This is a genomic window from Pseudomonas sp. HD6515, from assembly GCF_024971855.1.
Taxonomy (GTDB): Bacteria; Pseudomonadota; Gammaproteobacteria; order Pseudomonadales; family Pseudomonadaceae; genus Aquipseudomonas; species Aquipseudomonas alloputida.
Genome location: NZ_CP079827.1, coordinates 4,299,467 through 4,318,006, shown reverse-complemented (window position 1 = coordinate 4,318,006; position 18,540 = coordinate 4,299,467). Strand labels below are relative to the sequence as shown.

General features: G+C 64.1%; 17 protein-coding genes. 13 read left to right on the top strand and 4 right to left on the bottom strand.

Features of this window, described 5'->3' with window-relative positions; all coding sequences use genetic code 11:
* The first annotated feature begins 231 nt into the window (after positions 1-231).
* Genes KW568_RS20060 through KW568_RS20045 form a run of 4 tightly spaced genes read left to right on the top strand, consistent with a single transcriptional unit; the run spans position 232 to position 5,346 of the window.
* Positions 232-714: a formate dehydrogenase subunit gamma gene (locus KW568_RS20060; RefSeq protein WP_004576760.1), complete on the top strand. Its 483-nt coding sequence runs from the start codon at positions 232-234 to the stop codon at positions 712-714.
* Positions 708-2,267 (top strand): NADH-quinone oxidoreductase subunit NuoF, encoded by a 1,560-nt coding sequence (locus tag KW568_RS20055; protein WP_003248861.1) that lies wholly within the window; start codon positions 708-710, stop codon positions 2,265-2,267. Before KW568_RS20060 ends, KW568_RS20055 begins: the two co-directional genes overlap by 7 nt.
* A complete protein-coding gene (gene fdhF / locus KW568_RS20050; RefSeq protein ID WP_004576761.1) occupies positions 2,264-5,146 on the top strand; it encodes a formate dehydrogenase subunit alpha in 2,883 nt (960 codons plus the stop codon). The genes KW568_RS20055 and fdhF overlap by 4 nt, the downstream gene beginning before the upstream one ends.
* Positions 5,143-5,346: a formate dehydrogenase subunit delta gene (locus KW568_RS20045; protein WP_003248864.1), complete on the top strand. Its 204-nt coding sequence runs from the start codon at positions 5,143-5,145 to the stop codon at positions 5,344-5,346. The genes fdhF and KW568_RS20045 overlap by 4 nt, the downstream gene beginning before the upstream one ends.
* A gap of 113 nt (positions 5,347-5,459) precedes the next feature.
* Here KW568_RS20045 and KW568_RS20040 read toward each other — a convergent pair whose 3' ends face one another.
* Positions 5,460-6,323 (bottom strand): universal stress protein, encoded by an 864-nt coding sequence (locus KW568_RS20040; protein ID WP_004576762.1) that lies wholly within the window; start codon positions 6,321-6,323, stop codon positions 5,460-5,462.
* Positions 6,324-6,477: 154 nt separating this feature from the next.
* Between KW568_RS20040 and KW568_RS20035 the strand changes: the two genes are divergently transcribed.
* Positions 6,478-7,095 (top strand): tRNA-(ms[2]io[6]A)-hydroxylase, encoded by a 618-nt coding sequence (locus KW568_RS20035; RefSeq protein WP_003248869.1) that lies wholly within the window; start codon positions 6,478-6,480, stop codon positions 7,093-7,095.
* A gap of 22 nt (positions 7,096-7,117) precedes the next feature.
* On the opposite strand, the gene KW568_RS20030 is transcribed toward KW568_RS20035, so the two are convergent.
* Positions 7,118-7,438, bottom strand: coding sequence for a YqjD family protein (locus tag KW568_RS20030; protein WP_003248878.1), 321 nt, complete (start codon positions 7,436-7,438; stop codon positions 7,118-7,120).
* Between the two features lie 130 nt (positions 7,439-7,568).
* On the opposite strand from KW568_RS20030, the gene KW568_RS20025 reads away from it, so the two are divergent.
* Positions 7,569-7,832 carry a hypothetical protein gene (locus KW568_RS20025; RefSeq protein ID WP_003248880.1) on the top strand — a complete coding sequence of 88 codons (264 nt, stop codon included), beginning with the start codon at positions 7,569-7,571 and terminating at the stop codon, positions 7,830-7,832.
* Positions 7,833-7,852: 20 nt separating this feature from the next.
* Here KW568_RS20025 and KW568_RS20020 read toward each other — a convergent pair whose 3' ends face one another.
* Positions 7,853-8,332: an LEA type 2 family protein gene (locus KW568_RS20020; protein WP_004576763.1), complete on the bottom strand. Its 480-nt coding sequence runs from the start codon at positions 8,330-8,332 to the stop codon at positions 7,853-7,855.
* 131 nt (positions 8,333-8,463) lie between these two features.
* Here KW568_RS20020 and KW568_RS20015 point away from each other — a divergent pair, with 131 nt between their 5' ends.
* Together KW568_RS20015 and KW568_RS20010 are read left to right on the top strand one after the other, a co-directional pair.
* Complete coding sequence (locus KW568_RS20015; RefSeq protein WP_014859685.1) at positions 8,464-9,588, top strand: sigma-70 family RNA polymerase sigma factor; 1,125 nt, start codon at positions 8,464-8,466, stop codon at positions 9,586-9,588.
* Between the two features lie 228 nt (positions 9,589-9,816).
* Positions 9,817-12,243: a TonB-dependent receptor gene (locus KW568_RS20010; RefSeq protein WP_004576765.1), complete on the top strand. Its 2,427-nt coding sequence runs from the start codon at positions 9,817-9,819 to the stop codon at positions 12,241-12,243.
* Between the two features lie 434 nt (positions 12,244-12,677).
* Here KW568_RS20010 and KW568_RS20005 read toward each other — a convergent pair whose 3' ends face one another.
* Complete coding sequence (locus KW568_RS20005; RefSeq protein ID WP_004576766.1) at positions 12,678-13,568, bottom strand: LysR family transcriptional regulator; 891 nt, start codon at positions 13,566-13,568, stop codon at positions 12,678-12,680.
* Positions 13,569-13,670: 102 nt separating this feature from the next.
* Between KW568_RS20005 and KW568_RS20000 the strand changes: the two genes are divergently transcribed.
* The 5 genes from KW568_RS20000 to zapE all read left to right on the top strand — a co-directional run bounded on the left by KW568_RS20000 (position 13,671) and on the right by zapE (position 18,531).
* Entirely contained in the window at positions 13,671-14,750 is a 1,080-nt protein-coding gene (locus KW568_RS20000; protein ID WP_004576767.1) for an extracellular solute-binding protein, read from the top strand.
* Positions 14,751-14,775: 25 nt separating this feature from the next.
* Positions 14,776-15,741: an agmatinase gene (speB, locus tag KW568_RS19995; protein WP_004576768.1), complete on the top strand. Its 966-nt coding sequence runs from the start codon at positions 14,776-14,778 to the stop codon at positions 15,739-15,741.
* 155 nt (positions 15,742-15,896) lie between these two features.
* Complete coding sequence (locus KW568_RS19990) at positions 15,897-16,214, top strand: hypothetical protein (RefSeq protein WP_004576769.1); 318 nt, start codon at positions 15,897-15,899, stop codon at positions 16,212-16,214.
* A 22-nt stretch (positions 16,215-16,236) separates the two neighbouring features.
* Positions 16,237-17,382, top strand: coding sequence for a PQQ-dependent sugar dehydrogenase (locus tag KW568_RS19985; protein ID WP_004576770.1), 1,146 nt, complete (start codon positions 16,237-16,239; stop codon positions 17,380-17,382).
* A 42-nt stretch (positions 17,383-17,424) separates the two neighbouring features.
* Positions 17,425-18,531 (top strand): cell division protein ZapE, encoded by a 1,107-nt coding sequence (gene zapE, locus KW568_RS19980; protein ID WP_004576771.1) that lies wholly within the window; start codon positions 17,425-17,427, stop codon positions 18,529-18,531.
* Positions 18,532-18,540: the final 9 nt, after the last annotated feature.

Genomic DNA, 18,540 nt, shown 5'->3' with positions numbered 1-18,540 from the left:
CACGTTCGTCGGTTTCAGAATGCGCCTGGTCGCTCGCATGCAACCCCTCGGCGCTACAAGTGCCATGCTAGCAGGATGCCCAAGGGTCAGTGCGCGCAGACGTGCGGCCGTGGGCGAGGAGGCCGCCAGTACCACGCAACTGTGACGTGGGCGGTGCGCCGCAGCAGAACACGCCGGAAACCTGCCCCTTAAAAAAAATCAGGCAGGGTCCGTGATGCCGAGGTCCGCTGTATGCCTGATGAATTGCTCCACCTGCCTGTAATCCAGCGCATTCTGGCCCGCGACAAGGACACCCCGGGTGCCCTGTTGCCGATCCTGCATGCCGTCCAGCACGAGCTGGGTTACATCCCCGACGCTTCTGTTCCCGAGATCGCCCATGCCCTCAACCTCAGCCTGGCTGAAGTGCGTGGGGTTATCAGTTTTTATCACGACTTCCGCACCGCGCCGCCCGCTCGCCACACCCTGCGCCTGTGCCGTGCCGAGTCGTGCCAGAGCCGTGGCGCCGAAGCCCTCGCCGCGCAATTGCGTGAACAGTTGGCACTGGGCGACCACGGCACCAGCGCCGACGGCGCCATCAGCCTGCGCCCTGTTTATTGCCTGGGTGCCTGTGCCTGCTCGCCAGCGCTGGAGCTGGACGGCCAGGTGCACGCGCGCCTCACCCCTGAGCGCCTGCGGGACTTGGTCAATGGTTGCCGGGAGGACTCAGCATGCTGAAGCTGTATATTCCCTGTGATTCGGTAGCCCGTGCCGTGGGTGCCGATCAGGTTGCCGATGCCCTGCTGCATGAGGCCGAGCGCCGCCAGTTGCCACTGGACATCCAGCGCACCAGCTCGCGCGGGCTTTACTGGCTGGAGCCGCTGATCGAGTGCGACAGTGCGCAAGGGCGCCTGGGTTTCGGTCCGATTACGCCACACGATGTGCCGTCACTGCTTGATGCCCTGGCGGGCGAACCCGGTGGCCACTCGCTGGCACTGGGGCCGGTCGAAGAAATACCCTATCTCAAGACCCAGCAACGCTTGCTGTTCGCACGCGCGGGCATCACCCGCCCATTGTCACTGGACGACTATCGTGCCCATGGCGGTTTCGCAGGCCTCGAGGCCGCCGTGGCGCTGGACGGTGCCGAAGTGGTTGCCGCAGTACTCGACTCCGGCCTGCGTGGCCGTGGTGGTGCGGCGTTCCCGGCCGGCATCAAGTGGCGCACCGTGCGTGACGCTGGCGCCGGGCAGAAGTACGTGGTGTGCAACGCCGACGAGGGTGACTCGGGCACGTTCGCTGATCGCATGCTGATGGAGGGCGACCCCTTCCTGCTGATCGAGGGCATGATCATTGCCGGCCTTGCCGTGGGGGCCGACAAGGGCTACGTCTATGTGCGCTCGGAGTACCCCGACGCCATCCGGGTACTTGACCAGGCCTTCGCCATCGCGCGTGACGCTGGCTACCTGGGTGCTGACGTAGCCGGCAGCGGCCAGGCGTTCGACCTGGAAGTGCGGGTGGGCGCCGGCGCCTATATTTGCGGCGAAGAAACCGCGCTGCTCGAATCCATCGAAGGCAAGCGTGGCATTGTCCGCGCCAAGCCACCGCTGCCTGCGCTGCAAGGGTTGTTCGGCCTGCCGACGTTGGTGCACAACGTGCTTACCCTGGCTTCGGTGCCCATCATTCTGGCCAAGGGGGCAGCGTTCTATCGCGATTTCGGCATGGGCCGCTCGCTGGGCACCATGCCGTTCCAGCTGGCCGGCAACATTCGCCAGGGTGGCCTGGTCGAGCGCGCGTTCGGCCTGACCCTGCGCGAGCTGGTGGAAGGCTATGGCGGTGGCACGGCCAGTGGCCGGCCGCTGAAGGCCGCGCAGGTCGGTGGCCCGCTTGGTGCCTGGGTACCCCCCAGCCATTTCGACACCCCACTGGACTATGAAGCGTTTGCTGCCGTGGGCGCGATGCTCGGCCACGGCGGTGTGGTGGTGGCCGACGATACGTTGAACATGGCCAGCATGGCGCGTTTCGCCCTGCAGTTCTGTGCCGAAGAGTCCTGCGGCAAGTGCACCCCGTGCCGCATCGGCTCCACCCGGGGCATGGAAGTGGTCGACCGGTTGATCGCCAGCAGTGACATCACCGAGCGCCATGACCAGGCGCTGTTGCTGCGCGACCTGTGCGACACCCTGCAGTACGGTTCGTTGTGCGCCATGGGCGGTATGACTGCCTATCCGGTGGCCAGCGCGCTCAAGTACTTCCCCGCCGATTTTGGGCTGACCACCACGGAGGCCGCACAGTGATCAATCTCTTCGACCCCGCTTCTGATAAAAGCAGCGACCTCGGCACCCCGGCCCGCGAAAGCGACGTGCAGATCAGCCTGAGCATCGACGGCCGCGCCATCAGCGTGCCTGCTGGCACCTCGGTCATGCGCGCCGCCGCCATGCTGGGCACCAGCATCCCCAAACTGTGCGCCACCGACAGCCTCGAAGCCTTCGGCTCCTGCCGCATGTGCATGGTGGAAATCGAAGGCATGCGTGGCTACCCGGCATCCTGCACCACGCCAGTCAGTGAAGGCATGGTGGTGCGCACCGAAACCCCGCGCCTGGCCGGCCTGCGTCGCAACGTGATGGAGCTGTACATTTCCGACCACCCCCTGGACTGCCTGACCTGTTCGGCCAACGGCAACTGCGAGCTGCAGACCGTGGCCGGCCAGGTGGGCCTGCGTGAGGTGCGCTACGGCTATGACGGCGCCAACCACCTGGACGAGAAAAAAGACGTTTCCAACCCGTATTTCGACTACGAGCCGAGCAAGTGCATCGTCTGCAGCCGCTGTGTGCGCGCCTGCGAGGACATCCAGGGTACGTTCGCCCTGACCATTACCGGGCGCGGTTTCGAATCGCGGGTGGCGGCCGCGGGTGGCGAAAACTTCCTGGCTTCCGAATGCGTGTCGTGCGGCGCCTGCGTGCAGGCCTGTCCGACCGCGACCCTCACGGAAAAGAGCCTGGTGCAGCTTGGCCAGCCTGAGCGTTCGGTCATTACCACCTGCGCCTACTGCGGCGTTGGCTGCTCGTTCCGCGCCGAAATCAAGGGTGACCAGCTGGTGCGCATGGTCCCGGACAAGAACGGTGGCGCCAACCACGGCCACGCCTGCGTCAAGGGCCGCTTTGCCTGGGGCTACGCCACCCACCCGGACCGCATCACCAAACCGATGATCCGCAAGCGCCTGGAAGACCCGTGGCAGGAAGTCAGCTGGGACGAGGCCGTGACCTATGCCGCCAGCGAGTTCCGCCGCATCCAGCTCAAATACGGGCGCGACTCCATCGGCGGCATCACCTCCAGCCGCTGTACCAACGAAGAAGCCTACCTGGTGCAAAAACTGGTGCGCACGGCGTTTGGTAACAACAACGTCGACACCTGCGCACGGGTGTGCCATTCGCCCACCGGTTATGGCCTGAAGCAGACCCTGGGTGAGTCAGCCGGCACGCAAAGCTTCGACTCGGTGATGCAGGCCGACGTTGTGCTGGTGATTGGCGCCAACCCCACCGACGCCCACCCGGTGTTCGGCTCGCAACTCAAGCGCCGCCTGCGCCAGGGGGCGCGGCTGATCGTGATCGACCCACGGCGTATCGACCTGGTCGACTCGCCGCACGCCCGCGCCGACCTGCACCTGCAACTGCGCCCGGGCACCAACGTGGCCATGCTCAACGCCCTGGCCCACGTGATCGTCACCGAGGGCCTGCTGGCCCAGCGCTTCATCGATGCCCGCTGCGAAACCGAAGACTTTGCCCGTTGGCGCGACTTCGTCAGCCTGCCAGACAACGCTCCCGAGGTGCTCGGCCCGGTTTGTGGCGTGCCACCTGAGCAGATCCGCGCTGCGGCCCGGCTGTATGCCACCGGCGGCAACGCGGCCATCTACTACGGCCTGGGTGTGACCGAGCACAGCCAAGGCAGCACCGCAGTGATGGGCATTGCCAACCTGGCCATGGCCACTGGCAACATCGGCCGTGAAGGGGTAGGGGTGAACCCGCTGCGCGGGCAGAACAACGTGCAGGGCTCGTGCGACATGGGCTCGTTCCCCCACGAGCTGCCCGGCTACCGGCATGTCTCCAACGAGGGCGTGCGCGCCGAGTTCGAACGGGCCTGGGGCGTGACTTTGCAGCCCGACCCGGGTCTGCGCATTCCCAACATGTTCGAGGCGGCGCTGGATGGCAGCTTCAAGGCGCTGTACTGCCAGGGTGAGGACATCGCCCAGAGCGACCCCAACACCCAGCACGTCACGGCGGCCTTGCTCGCCATGGAGTGCGTGGTGGTGCAGGACATTTTCCTCAACGAAACTGCCAAGTTCGCCCATGTGTTCCTGCCGGGCAGTTCGTTCCTGGAAAAGGACGGCACCTTCACCAACGCCGAGCGGCGTATTTCGCGGGTGCGCAAGGTCATGGAGCCGCTGGCCGGCAAGGCCGACTGGGAAGCTACCGTGGCCCTGGCCAACGCTCTGGGCTACCCGATGAACTACCGCCACCCGTCCGAGATCATGGACGAGATCGCCCGCCTGACGCCGACCTTCCGTCGTGTCAGCTACGCGGAAATCGACCGCCATGGCAGCCTGCAGTGGCCGTGCAACGACGCTGCGCCAGACGGCACGCCGACCATGCACATCGACCAGTTCGTGCGTGGCAAGGGCCGCTTCATGCTCACCGGCTACGTGCCCACCGACGAAAAGGTCAACAACCGCTACCCGTTGCTGCTGACTACCGGTCGTATCCTCAGCCAGTACAACGTCGGCGCCCAGACCCGGCGCACTGCCAACGTTGCCTGGCATGATGCCGACCGCCTGGAGATCCACCCGACCGACGCGGAAAGCCGTGGCATCCACGACGGTGACTGGGTCGGCATCGGCAGCCGCGCCGGGCAGACTGTGCTGCGTGCCAAGGTCAGTGCGCGGGTGGCGCCGGGCGTGGTGTACACCACCTTCCACTTCCCGGAGTCGGGTGCCAACGTGATCACCACCGACAACTCCGACTGGGCCACCAACTGCCCCGAGTACAAGGTGACGGCAGTGGAAGTGGTGAAAGTGTTCCAGCCATCGCAATGGCAGAAGCGCTATCAGGACTTCAGTGATGAACAGCAGCGGCTGCTGAAAGAGCGCCGTGCTGCGGAGAAAGCCGAGGTTCGCCGATGAGCAGTGAAAACCTGGTCAAGATGGCCAACCAGATTGCCCATTACTTCGACAGCGAGCCAGACCGGGCGCTGGCGGTGCAAGGGGTGCGGCAGCATCTGAAGAGCTTCTGGACGCCGGCGATGCTCCGGCAATTGGCGGAGTGGAGCGAGGCCCACGCGGGGGAGGGGCTTGACCCGAAGGTGCGGGAGGCGTTGGTCTAGATTCCCGGGCGGCAACGGAACCTTGGGGCGGGTTTGCCTGCGAATGTGGCGTTGAAATCAATGACGCATTCGCGGGTGAACCCGCTCCTACAAGGGGCCTGCATATTGCCTACTCAGCCGCGGGCCAGCTCCGCCAGGTGGGCGATGGCTTCTTCGCTCTTGAGCACCAGCACATCGCCCTCCAGCGCATCCAGCACCACTTCCGAGGTATTGCCAATCAACGCCCCGGAAATCCCCGTGCGGCACACCGTGCCTATCACGGTCACCACTGCATCGAGCTTCTTTTCGGTATGTGGAATCAACACATCCGCTGGCCCTTCGGCCACGTGCAGGCACTCATCGCTGATGCCGTATTCGGCCTGGAACGCCTTGCATGCTTCACGGTAGCGTTTTTCGATCGTATCGCTCAGCTGGTAGGCCGGGTCCGACGCTGACAGCATCGGCGACGGGTGGGCGCTGATGACATGCAGTTCTCCCTTGGCCAGTTTGGCAATCTCGAAGCCGTGGTCGATGATGCTGGCATGCAGGCGGCGGTGGTCTTCGTCCTGGTTACCCACGTCCACCGCCGCCAAAATCTTGCCCCCGGTCCACGGCCGTTCGCTCTTGACCATCAGCACGGTACCCGGGCATTGGCGCAGCAGCTTCCAGTCGCTGGGGGTGAGCAGGGCCTTTTTCAGCGGGTTGTCCGGGCGGTGTTCCTTGATCACCAGTTCGCAGCCTTCGGCCTGCTGTACATGGATGATGGTGTCGTGCAGGCTGTCGCGCCAGCCCTCTTCATGGGTGACATTGGCGTAGCCGTCATCATGCAACTGGCTGCTCAGCAGGCTGAGCAGCGCACTGTGATCATGCCGCTTGTCACACATCAGCAAGTGCAGGCGTGCGCCCGTGACGCCTGCAATCAGCTTGGCGCGCGTAAGCGCCCGGCTGTGAGCGTGCGCGGGGTCGAGGACGACGAGAATGCTGCGGACGGCTTGCATGGGCGTTAACTCCCTTCGATGATGGCGACCAATGCCTGACTATAGTCGGCGCTTCCCCCTCCAGCGCTTGATGTACATCAAGCATAGTCACTGGCATCGCCAGCCGCCGCCGGTATAATCGCCGGCCCTGCCAGTTCTGTGTGGTTGCACGCTTATGTCCCTGATCCCCGAAATCGACGCCTTTCTTGGCTGCCCGACGCCAGACGCCTGGATCGAAGCGGCGCTCGCCGACCAGGAAACCCTGCTGATCGACCACAAGAACTGCGAGTTCAAGGCCGCCAGCACGGCCTTGAGCCTGATCGCCAAGTACAACACTCACCTTGATCTGATCAACATGATGTCGCGCCTGGCCCGCGAGGAGCTGGTGCATCACGAACAGGTGTTACGCCTCATGAAGCGTCGCGGGGTGCCGTTGCGCCCGGTGTCGGCGGGGCGTTACGCGTCGGGGTTGCGCCGACTGGTGCGCGCCCACGAGCCGGTCAAGCTGGTGGATACGCTGGTGGTGGGGGCGTTCATCGAGGCGCGCAGTTGCGAACGTTTTGCCGCGCTGGTGCCGCATCTGGATGAAGAGCTGGGCCGCTTCTACCACGGGCTGCTGAAAAGCGAAGCGCGCCACTACCAGGGCTACCTGAAACTGGCGCACAACTACGGTGATGAAGCGGACATCGCCCGCCGTGTCGAGCTGGTACGCGCTGCGGAAATGGAGCTGATCCAGTCACCAGACCAGGAGCTGCGCTTCCACAGCGGCATCCCGCAGGCTTTGGCCGCCTGATGTGCACCAGGCGGCGCAGGCCTTAACTGCGCCGACCCAGTAGCAGGCCTACCGCCAACCCGAGGCCGGCGGAAATGGCCACGGTCTGCCAGGGGTGGCCGCCGATGTAGTCCTGAGTGGCGTCCACCACCGGTTGCGCCTTGCTGCGCACGTTGCTCGCCGCCTGGCGTGCCTGGCGCAGCTTCAGGCTCACCTGGGCGCGCAACGTCTCTGCTTCTTCGCCGACCAGTGCGGCACTGTCGTTCAGCAGTTTTTCCGATTCTTCTATCAGCGATTGCAGTTCGCTGAATACCTGGTCCTTGATCTGATCGCTGTCCGCCAGCGTGGCGTTTTTCCGGGCCATGAACTCGTCCTCGTCAATGGGGGTGATGTGAACAATGGATGCCGCCACGTCGGGAAAGTTGCGGCGGCTTTCCGGTGATGCTGTGCCTGGGTGTAAGATAGCGGCCATTTTCAAACCTGCAGGTACCTTCATGAGTTTCAATCTGGCCAACATGAGCTTCGAGGAACGGGCGCAGATCGAGGCAGAGAAGGCCCGGTTGTTCGAGATGTGGCAGAACAACCTGGGCAAAGCCAAGGGCGAAGCCGCCCGGCTGATTGCCGAAAAGCCACGGCGCAAGGGCAAATGGGCCGAGTGGGTGCGCGCCGAACTGGACGGCATGACGCCGCCTGAATACGCCAGCATGGTGCGCAGCGAAGTCAACAAGCTGATGGCCGCAGCCAGCGCCAACCGCTGAGCACACCCGCCCGGCGCTTATCAGTAGGTGCCCTTGGGCAGGTCCAGCTTGCCTTCATCGGTAAAACGCACGGTCCCCAGCGGCCCGCCGGCCAGTTTGCCGCGCAGCTTGTAGGGTAGACCCTGCAGCGAATCTACCTTGCCCAGCCCATAGGCCTGGCGCAGGAAGGAAAACGCCGTGATGCTTACCGGCACCACGATCACCGCTTCGTCGTAGCGGCCAATGTGCCCCTGCTGGTCACTGACACCAGCGGCCAGCGGCTGGCCGTTCACTTCCAGGTTCAAGGCGATGCCGTTGTAATCGATCGGTGACTCATTGGGGTTTTGCACCCGCATTTTCACCGCCATGCGCAGTTCCAGCTCCTGCCCGGGCAGTGGTTCGATGCCGATCACGCTGATGTTCACCGGGTCGCGTGGCTGGAGCAGCGCACAGGCCGCGAGGCCAAAGGCCATCAGCAGGACCAGAAACAGGCGGGTGTATCGGTACAGACGGGCAGTCATGGGCTGTGACCTTGCCGGAGTGGAGCTGGCAGTGTGGCAAATGCGCGTCGACGTTGAAAGTATCGGTTCATATGAAAGATACTGTTTCTCATTAACGCCCGATAACCTCTCTTACTGGCTGTTCCCCAATCATGCTGACTTCACCCATGTCGGGCCTGCTGGCAAGCTTCCAGGAGCACTACGACGACCTGCTGCAGTTTCTGACGCGGCGCATGAGCGACCGTCAGCGCGCGGCCGATGTGGCGCAGGAAACCTACCTGAAGCTGGTGAACATCGACGAGCAGGCGGTCCCGGTGGTGCACGCGCGCAGTTTCATCTTCCGTGTGGCCGGCAACCTGGCGATTGACGCCTTGCGCCGTGAGCAACGCATCGCCGCCAGCCACGACGACAGCGACGGAGCCTGTGAGGTGGCCTGTCCGGCGCCGGCACCCGAGGCGGCGTTGCTGGCCCGCGAGCGCTTGCAGATTCTTGACCAGGCCCTGTTGCAGTTGCCCGACAATGCCCGCCAGGCGCTGTTGCTCAACCGTGTCGAGGGCCTGACCCAGAAGCAGGTCGCTCAACGCCTGGGGGTTTCCGAGAGCATGGTGGCAAAGTATATCGGCCAGGCCTTGCGCCATTGCCGCGGCCGGCTGAAGCAGGCGGGTGTGGCGGCATCGGTGGTGTTGCTGGTCGCCGCCGTGGCGGGTTGGCAGCAAGCCCCGATGCTGCTGGCCGATTACCACACCGCCGTGGGCGAGCGGCAGGTCATTACCCTGGCAGATGGCACACGGGTGACGCTGAACAGCGCCAGTGCCTTGAGCGTGGCGTTCAGCGAGCATGAGCGGCGTGTGGTACTCGATGCGGGTGAGGCGCTGTTCGAGACCGCCGATGATTCACGTCCGTTCGTGGTCGAAACGGCCGGTGCGCGGGTGCAGGGCAATGCCGCCACCTTCAGCGTGCACCGCGATGGCCACGTCGTGTTGGCACGCGGTGAAGCCAAGGTGGGTGAACATGAACTGGCGGTGGCGGCCGATGCCGGCACGCAGATGGCCTGGCAGCGTGGCAAGCTGATCTTCAACGGCAAGCCGCTGGGGCAGGTGCTGACGGAGCTTGAGAGATACCGGCATGGGCGCATTGTGTTGTCCGACAGCAAGCTGGCTGCGATGGAGGTGAGCGGGGTGTTTGACCTGGATGAACCTGAGGCCCTGTTGCGGACGTTGGAGCAGCGGTATGGCCTGAAGGTGACCTACCTGCCGTGGTTGGCCGTGGTGCATTGATCAGCCTGTGCCGGCCTCTTAGCGGGCAAGCCCGTTCCTGCACAGGTCGCACAACCTTCAGGCGGGCGCAGTCGTTGTAGGAGCGGGCTTGCCCGCGAAGAGGCCGGACAGAAATAAAAATATTTTCCATTTGCCACTGCAAGTTCCTGCAAGCCAGATCGTCGTAGTGAGACTGATCAGCAACCCATTCTCATTTACGACTTGTCAGGAAGCTCATTCGTGCCTCTGATGCTCAAGCCCTTGCACCGCCGTCGCGGTCCTTTTCACCATGCCTTGATGTCTTGCAGTGCCATGGCCCTGTTGCTCGGCCCCCTGCACGCAGGGGCCGCGACGACTGCCGAACAGACCCAGATGCAGGCCCGCCAGGTCCAGCTCGACCTGCCAGCCCAGCCGCTGGACCAGGCGCTGACCACCTTCGCCGACCAAGCCGGCCTGCACCTGCTGTACACCACAGGCGATGTCGCCGGCCAGGTCAGCCCGGCGTTGCAGGGCAACTACAGTGTCGAGCAGGCCCTGCAGCAGTTGCTGGCCGGCAGCGGCATGAGCTGGCAGTTCAGCGAGGCTCGCACCGTCACCCTGCGCAAGGCCGAGGCCGCGCCGCAGGCGGTCAACCTCAAGCCGATCGAAGTCAGCGTAGCGTCGCGCACCAGCACTGCCATCAGCGAAATCCCTGGGACCGTCTGGGTGGTCGACCAGCAGCAATTGCGCGAGCAGATCGACAGCGGCGTCAGCTTGAAGGAAGCCATCGGCAAGCTGGTACCGGGCCTTGACCTGGCGCCGGAAGGGCGCACCAATTACGGCCAGAACATGCGTGGGCGCAACGTGCTGGTGATGATCGACGGGGTCAGCCAGAACAGCTCCCGCGGCCTGTCGCGCCAGTTCGACAGCATTTCGCCGTTCAACGTCGAGCGCGTCGAAGTGCTGTCTGGCGCCAGCGCCATCTACGGCGGTGGCGCCACTGGCGGCATCATCAACATCGTGACCAAAAAGGGCGAGCCTGGCCCGGCGCGCTTCGAGACCCAGTTGGGGGCCAGCAGCGGTTTCAACAACAGCGACGACCTGGCCACCCGCTTCGCCCAGTCGGTCAGCGGCGGCAACGAACGGGTCAATGCCCGGTTGGGCGTTTCCGGTGAGCAGAACGAAGCCTTCTACGATGGTGCTGGCGACCAGATCTTCATCGACAACACCCAGACCGACCTGCAGTACAACCGCACCATCGACGTACTCGGTACCTTGGGCCTGCAGCTGAACGACCAGCAGAGCCTCGACCTGTTGGCCCAGTACTACGACTCGGGCAACCACGGCAGCACGGGTATCTACTTCCCCAACCTGAACTACAACGCGCCATCCGACCTGGAAGACGCCGAGCTGCGCAGCGGTTATTCATCGGACCTGGAGCCGCGTACGCGGCGCTTGCTGCTCAACGCCAATTACCACCACACCGACGTGCTGGGCCAGGACTTCTACCTGCAGGCCTCGTACCGCAAGGAAGACGACAACTTCTACCCGTTCCCGTACTACAACCGTGCCACGCCCACCGGCTCGCGCGGGGTGTACTTTGCCGCCTCGCAGCAAAACTTCGAAGTTACCAGCCTCAAGGGCCTGTTTGCCAAACAGTGGGATACGCTGAAGCTGACCTACGGCGTTGACCTGGACCGCGAGCGCTTCAACGCCGAGCAGACCACCTTCAACGCCCAGACCTCGTCCGAGTCGGGTGGCCTTGAGCTGGAAAAAGACAGCAAGGCCGCACGCTACCCCAGCTACCGGGTGGATGGTGTGTCGGTGTATGCCCAGCTGGACTGGCATGCCACCGACAACCTGACGTTGTCCGGTGGCGCCCGGCGCCAGCAGATGGACGTGGATGTCAGCGACTTCAAGGGCGTGCCGGGCGGCAGTAACGACTATCAGGTCAACCTGTTCAACGTCGGTGCCATCTACGACTTCAAGAACGGCCACCAGGTGTGGAGCAACTATGGCGAAGGCTTCGACCTGCCTGACCCGGCCAAGTACTACGGCAAGCCGGGCCTGAGCGTGGCCGATAACCCGTTGGCCGGTATCAAGAGCCGCCAGGTGGAAGTGGGCTGGCGCTATGCCGACCTGGATTGGGATGCACAGGCAGCGCTGTACTACATCTGGTCGGACAAGATCATCAACGTCGATTCGCAAACGCTGACCATCGACGTGGAAGAGCAGAAAAGCCGCGACTTTGGCTTTGAAGGTGCACTGACCCGGCACTTCCAGACCGGCTGGGAAACCGGCGGCACATTGCACATGACACGCTCCGAGGAAGAGGCCGAGGACGGCGGCTGGATCAAGCGCGATGCCCGTTATGCCTCGTTGTCCAAGGCCACCGCGTTTGTCGGCTGGAAGGGCGATGGCCGCAGTGCACGCTTGCAGGCCAACCATGCCTTCAGCCTGAAGGACGATGCCGATCACGAGATTGACGGTTACACCACCTTTGACCTGCTGGGCAGCCAAGACACCGGTTTCGGCACCGTCAGTGCCGGTATCCAGAACGTGCTGGACAAACAGTACAGCACGGTATGGGGACAGCGTGCGACGTTGTTCTATTCGCCGACCTACGGGCCGGCGTATCTGTATGACTACCAGGGGCGCGGACGGACCTACACCCTGACCTGGAGCATGGCTTACTGATTGTGGTTGCCTGAACCGGCCCTTTCGCGGGTGAACCCACTCCTACACGACGGTGCCTGTGCCCAGCCACCGACAGGTGTCCACCACCGATCCGATGTAGGAGCGGGTTTACCCGCGAATACGGTAGCGGCGGCAACGGTGAACGGCGGGTGTAAATTGGCCAGCAGGCCCGGCCCCTTCGCGGGTGAACCCGCTCCTACACGACGGCCTGTGCCCAGCCACCGACCTGTGTCCACCCCCGATCCGGCGTAGGAGCGGGTTTACCCGCGAATACGGTAGCGGCGGCAACGGTGAACGTCTGGTGGAGATTGGCCAGCAGGGCCGGCCCTTTCGCGGGTAAACCCGCTCCTACACGACGGTGCCTGTGCCCAGCCACCGACAGGTGTCCACCACCGATCCGGTGTAGGCGCGGGTTCACCCGCGAAGGGGCCGGTTCAGGCAAACGCCGCCAGCAAATCCTGCGCAAATACATGGGCTGCCTCTCCAACCCCCTGTGCCCGGTGCCGGGCCAAGGTGAACGGCACCCCAAAATCAAGCTCAGGGTCCAGCGCCCATAACAGCCCCTCGGCCTCCCAGCCCTGTGCACAGTGGCATGGCAAGTAGCCAATATGCCGCCCAGACAGAATGAACGTCAGCACGCTTTCGATCTGCTCCGCCACTGCCGTGCTGCGTCTGCTCTGGAATGGTTCGCCCCCTTTGAGAAAACGGTACGGATGGCGCACCTGGTCCATGTCCAGCAACCGCTCAAGCCCAACATCCGTCTCGCCATACAGCACATGCCCCTTGCCGCAATACAGCCGCTGGCGCTCCGCGAACAAGGGCTGGTAATCAAAGGCCGCCTGGTTGCCGGAAAAGTAGCTGATGGCATAGTCCAGTCGCTGCTCCAGCAACAGCCGTTCCAGCTCCGCCGGCGGTGCACTGACAAGCTCCAGTTGCACCGATTCTTCTCGCCTGCGAAATGCCGCAATGGCCGCCGCCAGTTTCAGGCTCACCGCCTTGTCCTGATTTTCCGCCATGCCTATGCGCACAGTTCCCAGCAGCCGCCCGGCAACGCCGTTGGCCTGCTGGCGAAACTGCTCGATGTTCAGCAGCAGCCCACGCGCCGCCTCCAATAGCAATTCACCTTTTTCCGTCAGGCGAAAACCACCCTTGCCGCGGCTGCACAGGCGGTAACCCAAGCGTGCCTCCAGTTGCGCCATGCGCTGGCTGATGGTGGGCTGGCTCAGGCCCAGCACGCCTTGAGCGGCGCTGAAGCCACCTGCCTCGACTACAGTGACGAACAGCCGCAGCAGGTGCAGGTCGGGGTCGTGCACTTGTCCGAACATTACATTGCTCCTGATGAATGTCAGCTTTGCAAACTTGCCATTTGTGCAATGTAACCCGGCTGGCATGCTCGCGGCATCCACCCATTTACCGAGGTGTCCGCCATGCGTCGATCGTTGTGCCTTTTGTCTCTGGTTCTGGCCCTGCCGCTGCAGGCCGAAGAAAAGGTCGTCAATCTTTACAGCTGGGCCGATTACGTCGCCCCGCAAACCTTGCAGCGCTTCGAACAGGAAACGGGCTACAAGGTGCGTTACGACACCTTTGACACCCCCGAGGTGCTGGAAACCAAGCTGTTGACCGGTGGTAGCGGCTACGACGTGGTGGTGCCGTCATCCACCGTGCTGGCCCGAGCGCTCAAGGCCAATGCCCTGCAACCGCTGAACGCTCAGGCCATGCCTGGCTATGGCAACCTCGACAAGGACCTGCTGGGCAAACTGGCCGAGGTTGACCCCGGCAACCGCCATGCTGTGCCGTACACCTGGGGCACGCTGGGCCTGGGGGTAAATGTGGAGGCAGTACGCCAGCGCCTTGGCGATGTACCGCTGGACAGCCTCGACCTGTTGTTCAAGCCCGAGTACGCCACCCGCCTGAAGGGTTGCGGCATCGCTTTGCCTGACTCGCCCCAGGAGGTGATCGGCGTAGCCCTGAACTACCTGGGCAAGGACCCTTACAGCCAGAACAAGGATGACCTGGCTGCCGCGCAGAACCTGCTCAGCCAGTTGCAGCCGTCGGTCAGCTACGTTGCCAACGGCCGGCAGATCAACGACCTGGCCAATGGCAGCGTGTGCCTGGCGCTGACCTACAACGGTGATGCCGCGATGGCCGCCGACCAGGCCCGTCGTGCCGGCAAGCCGTTCGAGGTGATCTACCGCATCCCCCGCGAAGGCACGCTGGTATGGCAGGACAACCTGGTCATCCCCAAGGACGCCCCGCACCCCGAGGCCGCACGGGCGTTCATCGCCTTCATGCTCAAGCCAGAGTCGGTGGCAGCGCTGACCAACACGCTGTTCTTCGCCAATGCCAACCAGGCTGCCACGCCGCTGGTGGACGAAGCGGTGCGCAACGACCCGGATATCTATCCGTCGGCCGAGGTGCGTCAGCGCCTGTATGCCGACCGCAGCATGGCCTTGGCCGACCTGCGACAACGCAACCGTCTGTGGACCGCCTTCCGCAGCCGGCAGTAGCCCATGACAATCAAGGAGCCCGACCGTGGACCAAGCCGCAAGCAATGACCAGGCCATGACCCGCGATAGCCTGTATGGTACCGCCGCAGAAAGCACCTACGCCGGTGTTGTCAGTTTTTCCCGCCGCCGCTACAGCCGCGACTTGCGCGGTGTGGATGTGGTGGTCAGCGGTGTGCCGTTCGACACGGCCACCAGTAACCGCCCCGGCGCGCGCTTCGGCCCGCGGGCGATCCGTGCTGCCTCGGTCCAGCAGGCCTGGGCCCGCCACTGGCCGTGGGCGTTCGACCCGTTCGACCACCTGGCGGTCATCGACTATGGCGACTGCCCCTTCGACAGCGGCACGCCGCAGTCGGTACCGGACAGCATCGAGGCCCATGCCGAGCACATTCTGCAGGCGGGTTGCGCCATGCTGACCCTTGGTGGCGATCACTTCATCAGCTACCCGCTGCTCAAGGCTCACGCCCGCCGCCATGGCCCGCTGGCGCTGATCCATTTCGATGCGCACAGTGACACCTGGCCGGACGAGGCGGGTAAGCGCATCGACCACGGCACCATGTTCTGGCATGCCGCCCGCGAAGGCCTGGTTGACCCGGCCCACTCGGTGCAGATTGGCCTGCGCACGACCAATGACGACAGCCAGGGCTTTGCCATTCTCGACGCCAGGCAGGTGCACCGCCAGGGCACAGAGGCGGTGATTGCAGCGATTCGCCAGCGGGTGGGCGAGCGGCCGGTGTACCTGACCTTCGACATCGACTGCCTCGACCCGGCCTACGCGCCCGGTACCGGAACGCCGGTGTGTGGCGGGCTGAGCACGGTGCAGGCGCTGGAGATTCTGGGTGGGCTGCGTGGCATCAACCTGGTAGGCATGGACTTGGTGGAAGTGGCGCCAGCCTATGACCATGCCGATATCACTGCATTGGCCGGGGCAACCCTGGCCATGGAGATGCTGTGCCTGTATGCGGCGCGGCACAAGGTGGATAACGGCCAGTAGAAGGTTGCGGCCATTGGAGGGCGAAGCAGCCCTCCGCGGCCCATACTGAAACATCAGGAATCAACTCCACCCGCATTCACACTTTTGCCGCGAACCCCTCGCGCCTTAGGCTATCAAACCCACCAGGCGCGGCATTTTCGTACAGGAGGTGAAGCATGACCCCGACATTGCCCATCCTGGCCCTCAGCCTGGCGCTGTGCCTGCCCGCGCACGCAGCTGCGCAGCAGCCCGTGCAACATGCTGTCGGCAACAGCAACCCTTACAACAGCCCGATCCAGCGGGCCAACCCCAACAGTCGTCAAGGCAGCATGCCAGCTACGCCTCCGGTACGTGGCCCGTCCACCGACCCGTACCAGCGCCCACCCACCCTGGACAACCGCGGCATCGGTAACGGCGACAACCTGCGCCGTCAGCAGCAAACCCCGAACCTGGAACCCACCCGGCCACCGCGCGATAACCCTCGTGCGCCTTAAGCCCACTTGAAAGGAATCCGGCATGCTTCGAGCACCCTGGCTAGTCACCCTGACCGCCGCCGCGCTGCTGCCACTGTGGGCGCATGCGGCGGCCGAACAGCGGTTCCCCAGCGAAGAAGGCACCTTGATCGTCGACACGCTTGCCGATGGCCTGCGCAACCCCTGGGCCCTGGCCTTCCTGCCCGGTGGCAAGGACATGCTGGTGACCGAGCGCGCCGGCAACCTGCGGCTGGTCAATGCCGAAGGCAAGGTCGGCCCGCCGATCAGCGGTGTACCCAAGGTCTGGGCCGAAGGCCAGGGCGGCTTGCTGGATGTGGCACTGTCACCGGAGTTCGGCAAGGACCGCACCGTTTACCTGTCCTACGCCGAGGAGGGCAGTGACGGCAAGGCCGGTACTGCGGTCGGCCGCGGGCAGCTGTCCGAGGACCGCGCCCGGCTGGAGCATTTCACCGTGATCTTCCGCCAGCTGCCCAAGCTGTCGGTGGGTAACCACTTCGGCTCGCGGCTGGTGTTCGACCGCAATGGCTACCTGTTCATCGCCCTGGGCGAGAACAACCAACGCCCCACTGCCCAGGACCTGGACAAGTTGCAAGGCAAGGTCGTGCGTATTCTGCCGGACGGCGAAGTGCCCAAAGACAACCCCTTCGTCGGCAAGGACAACGTGCGCCCGGAGATCTGGTCGTACGGCCACCGTAATCAGCAAGGCGCCGCGCTCAACCCCTGGACAGGCCAGCTGTGGACCCACGAACACGGCCCGCGCGGAGGGGATGAAATCAACATTCCAAAGCCTGGCAAGAACTATGGTTGGCCGATTGCGACCCACGGCATCAACTACTCGCTGCTGCCCATCCCCGAGGCCAAGGGCGAGCATGTAGACGGCATGGTCGACCCGCACCATGTATGGGAAAAGTCACCGGGTATCAGCGGTATGGCATTCTACGACAGCCCAACGTTCAAGGCCTGGGACCACAATCTGTTCATAGGGGCGCTGGCCACGCAGGAATTGATCCGCTTGCAACTGGAGGGCGACAAGGTGGTGCACGAAGAGCGGTTGCTCGGTGACCTGAAGGCGCGTATCCGTGATGTGCGGATGGGGCCAGATGGTTACCTGTATGTACTGACCGATGACAAGGACGGCGCGCTACTCAAGGCCGGCCTGGCCGACTGACGCGCGCCTGCACCGAGGGTGACAGTCGGGTAGAATGCGGCCATGGCCATCGACCCCCAAACCCTCTACCAGCAAGCCCTGAGCACTCGGGGCTACGTCGCTGACCCCGCCCAGGCCCGCGTCGTCGAGGCCTTGCAAGCCTGCTTCCAGTCCCTCGACCAGGGCCGCCCCACCCAGGGCCTCTACCTCTGGGGCCCGGTCGGGCGCGGCAAGACCTGGCTGATGGACCAGTTCCACCAGTGCCTGCGCATACCGAGCCGGCGCCAGCACTTTCATCACTTCATGGCCTGGGTGCATCAACGCCTGTTTCAGCTCAACGGCACCGCCGACCCGCTATTGGCCCTGGCGGCGGAGCTGGCGCGGCAAATCCGTGTGCTGTGCTTTGATGAACTGTTCGTCAACGACATCGGTGATGCGATCATCCTCGGCCGCCTGTTCCAGGTATTGTTCGATCAGGGCGTGGTGATTGTTGCCACTTCCAACCAGCCGCCCGAGCAGCTCTACCGCGATGGTTTCAACCGCGAGCGGTTCCTGCCGGCCATCGCCTCCATTGGTCGTCACATGCAGGTCCTGCCGGTAGCGGGCGAGCAGGATCACCGCCTGCACCCCGGTGAAGCGCGGCAGCGCTATTGGGTAGCGGAGGCAGGGCAGGCCAGCCAGTTGGCCGAGGTGTTTCGCCAGCTCAGCCCCGAAGACGCCGGCACGAATCAGCCTTTGGTTATTGGCTCAAGGCACATTCACGTCGTGCGGCGCAGTGAGCAGGCTATCTGGTGTCGTTTCACCGATCTGTGCGATCAACCCTTGGCGGCCATGGAGTTCATGGCCTTGTGCGACCGTTTTCCCTCGATTCTGGTCTCCGGCATTCCGGCGCTGGGCGGGGAACAGCGGGCGGGGCGTATTGCCCGAGGCACCGAAGATGGCGCGGCGAGGGTCGTGGCGGGTGACCGTGAACTGCCGGCGCTGTCGCCCAAGGACGATGCGGTTCGCCGCTTCATTGCCCTGGTCGACGAATGCTATGACCGTCGGGTGGCGTTGTACCTGGAGGCACAGGTGCCGCTCGATGCCCTCTACACTCAAGGGTATCTGGCGTTCCCGTACCAGCGCACCCTGAGCCGGCTACGGGAGATGCAACTGCAACGCTTCGCCTGAAAAGGAGCC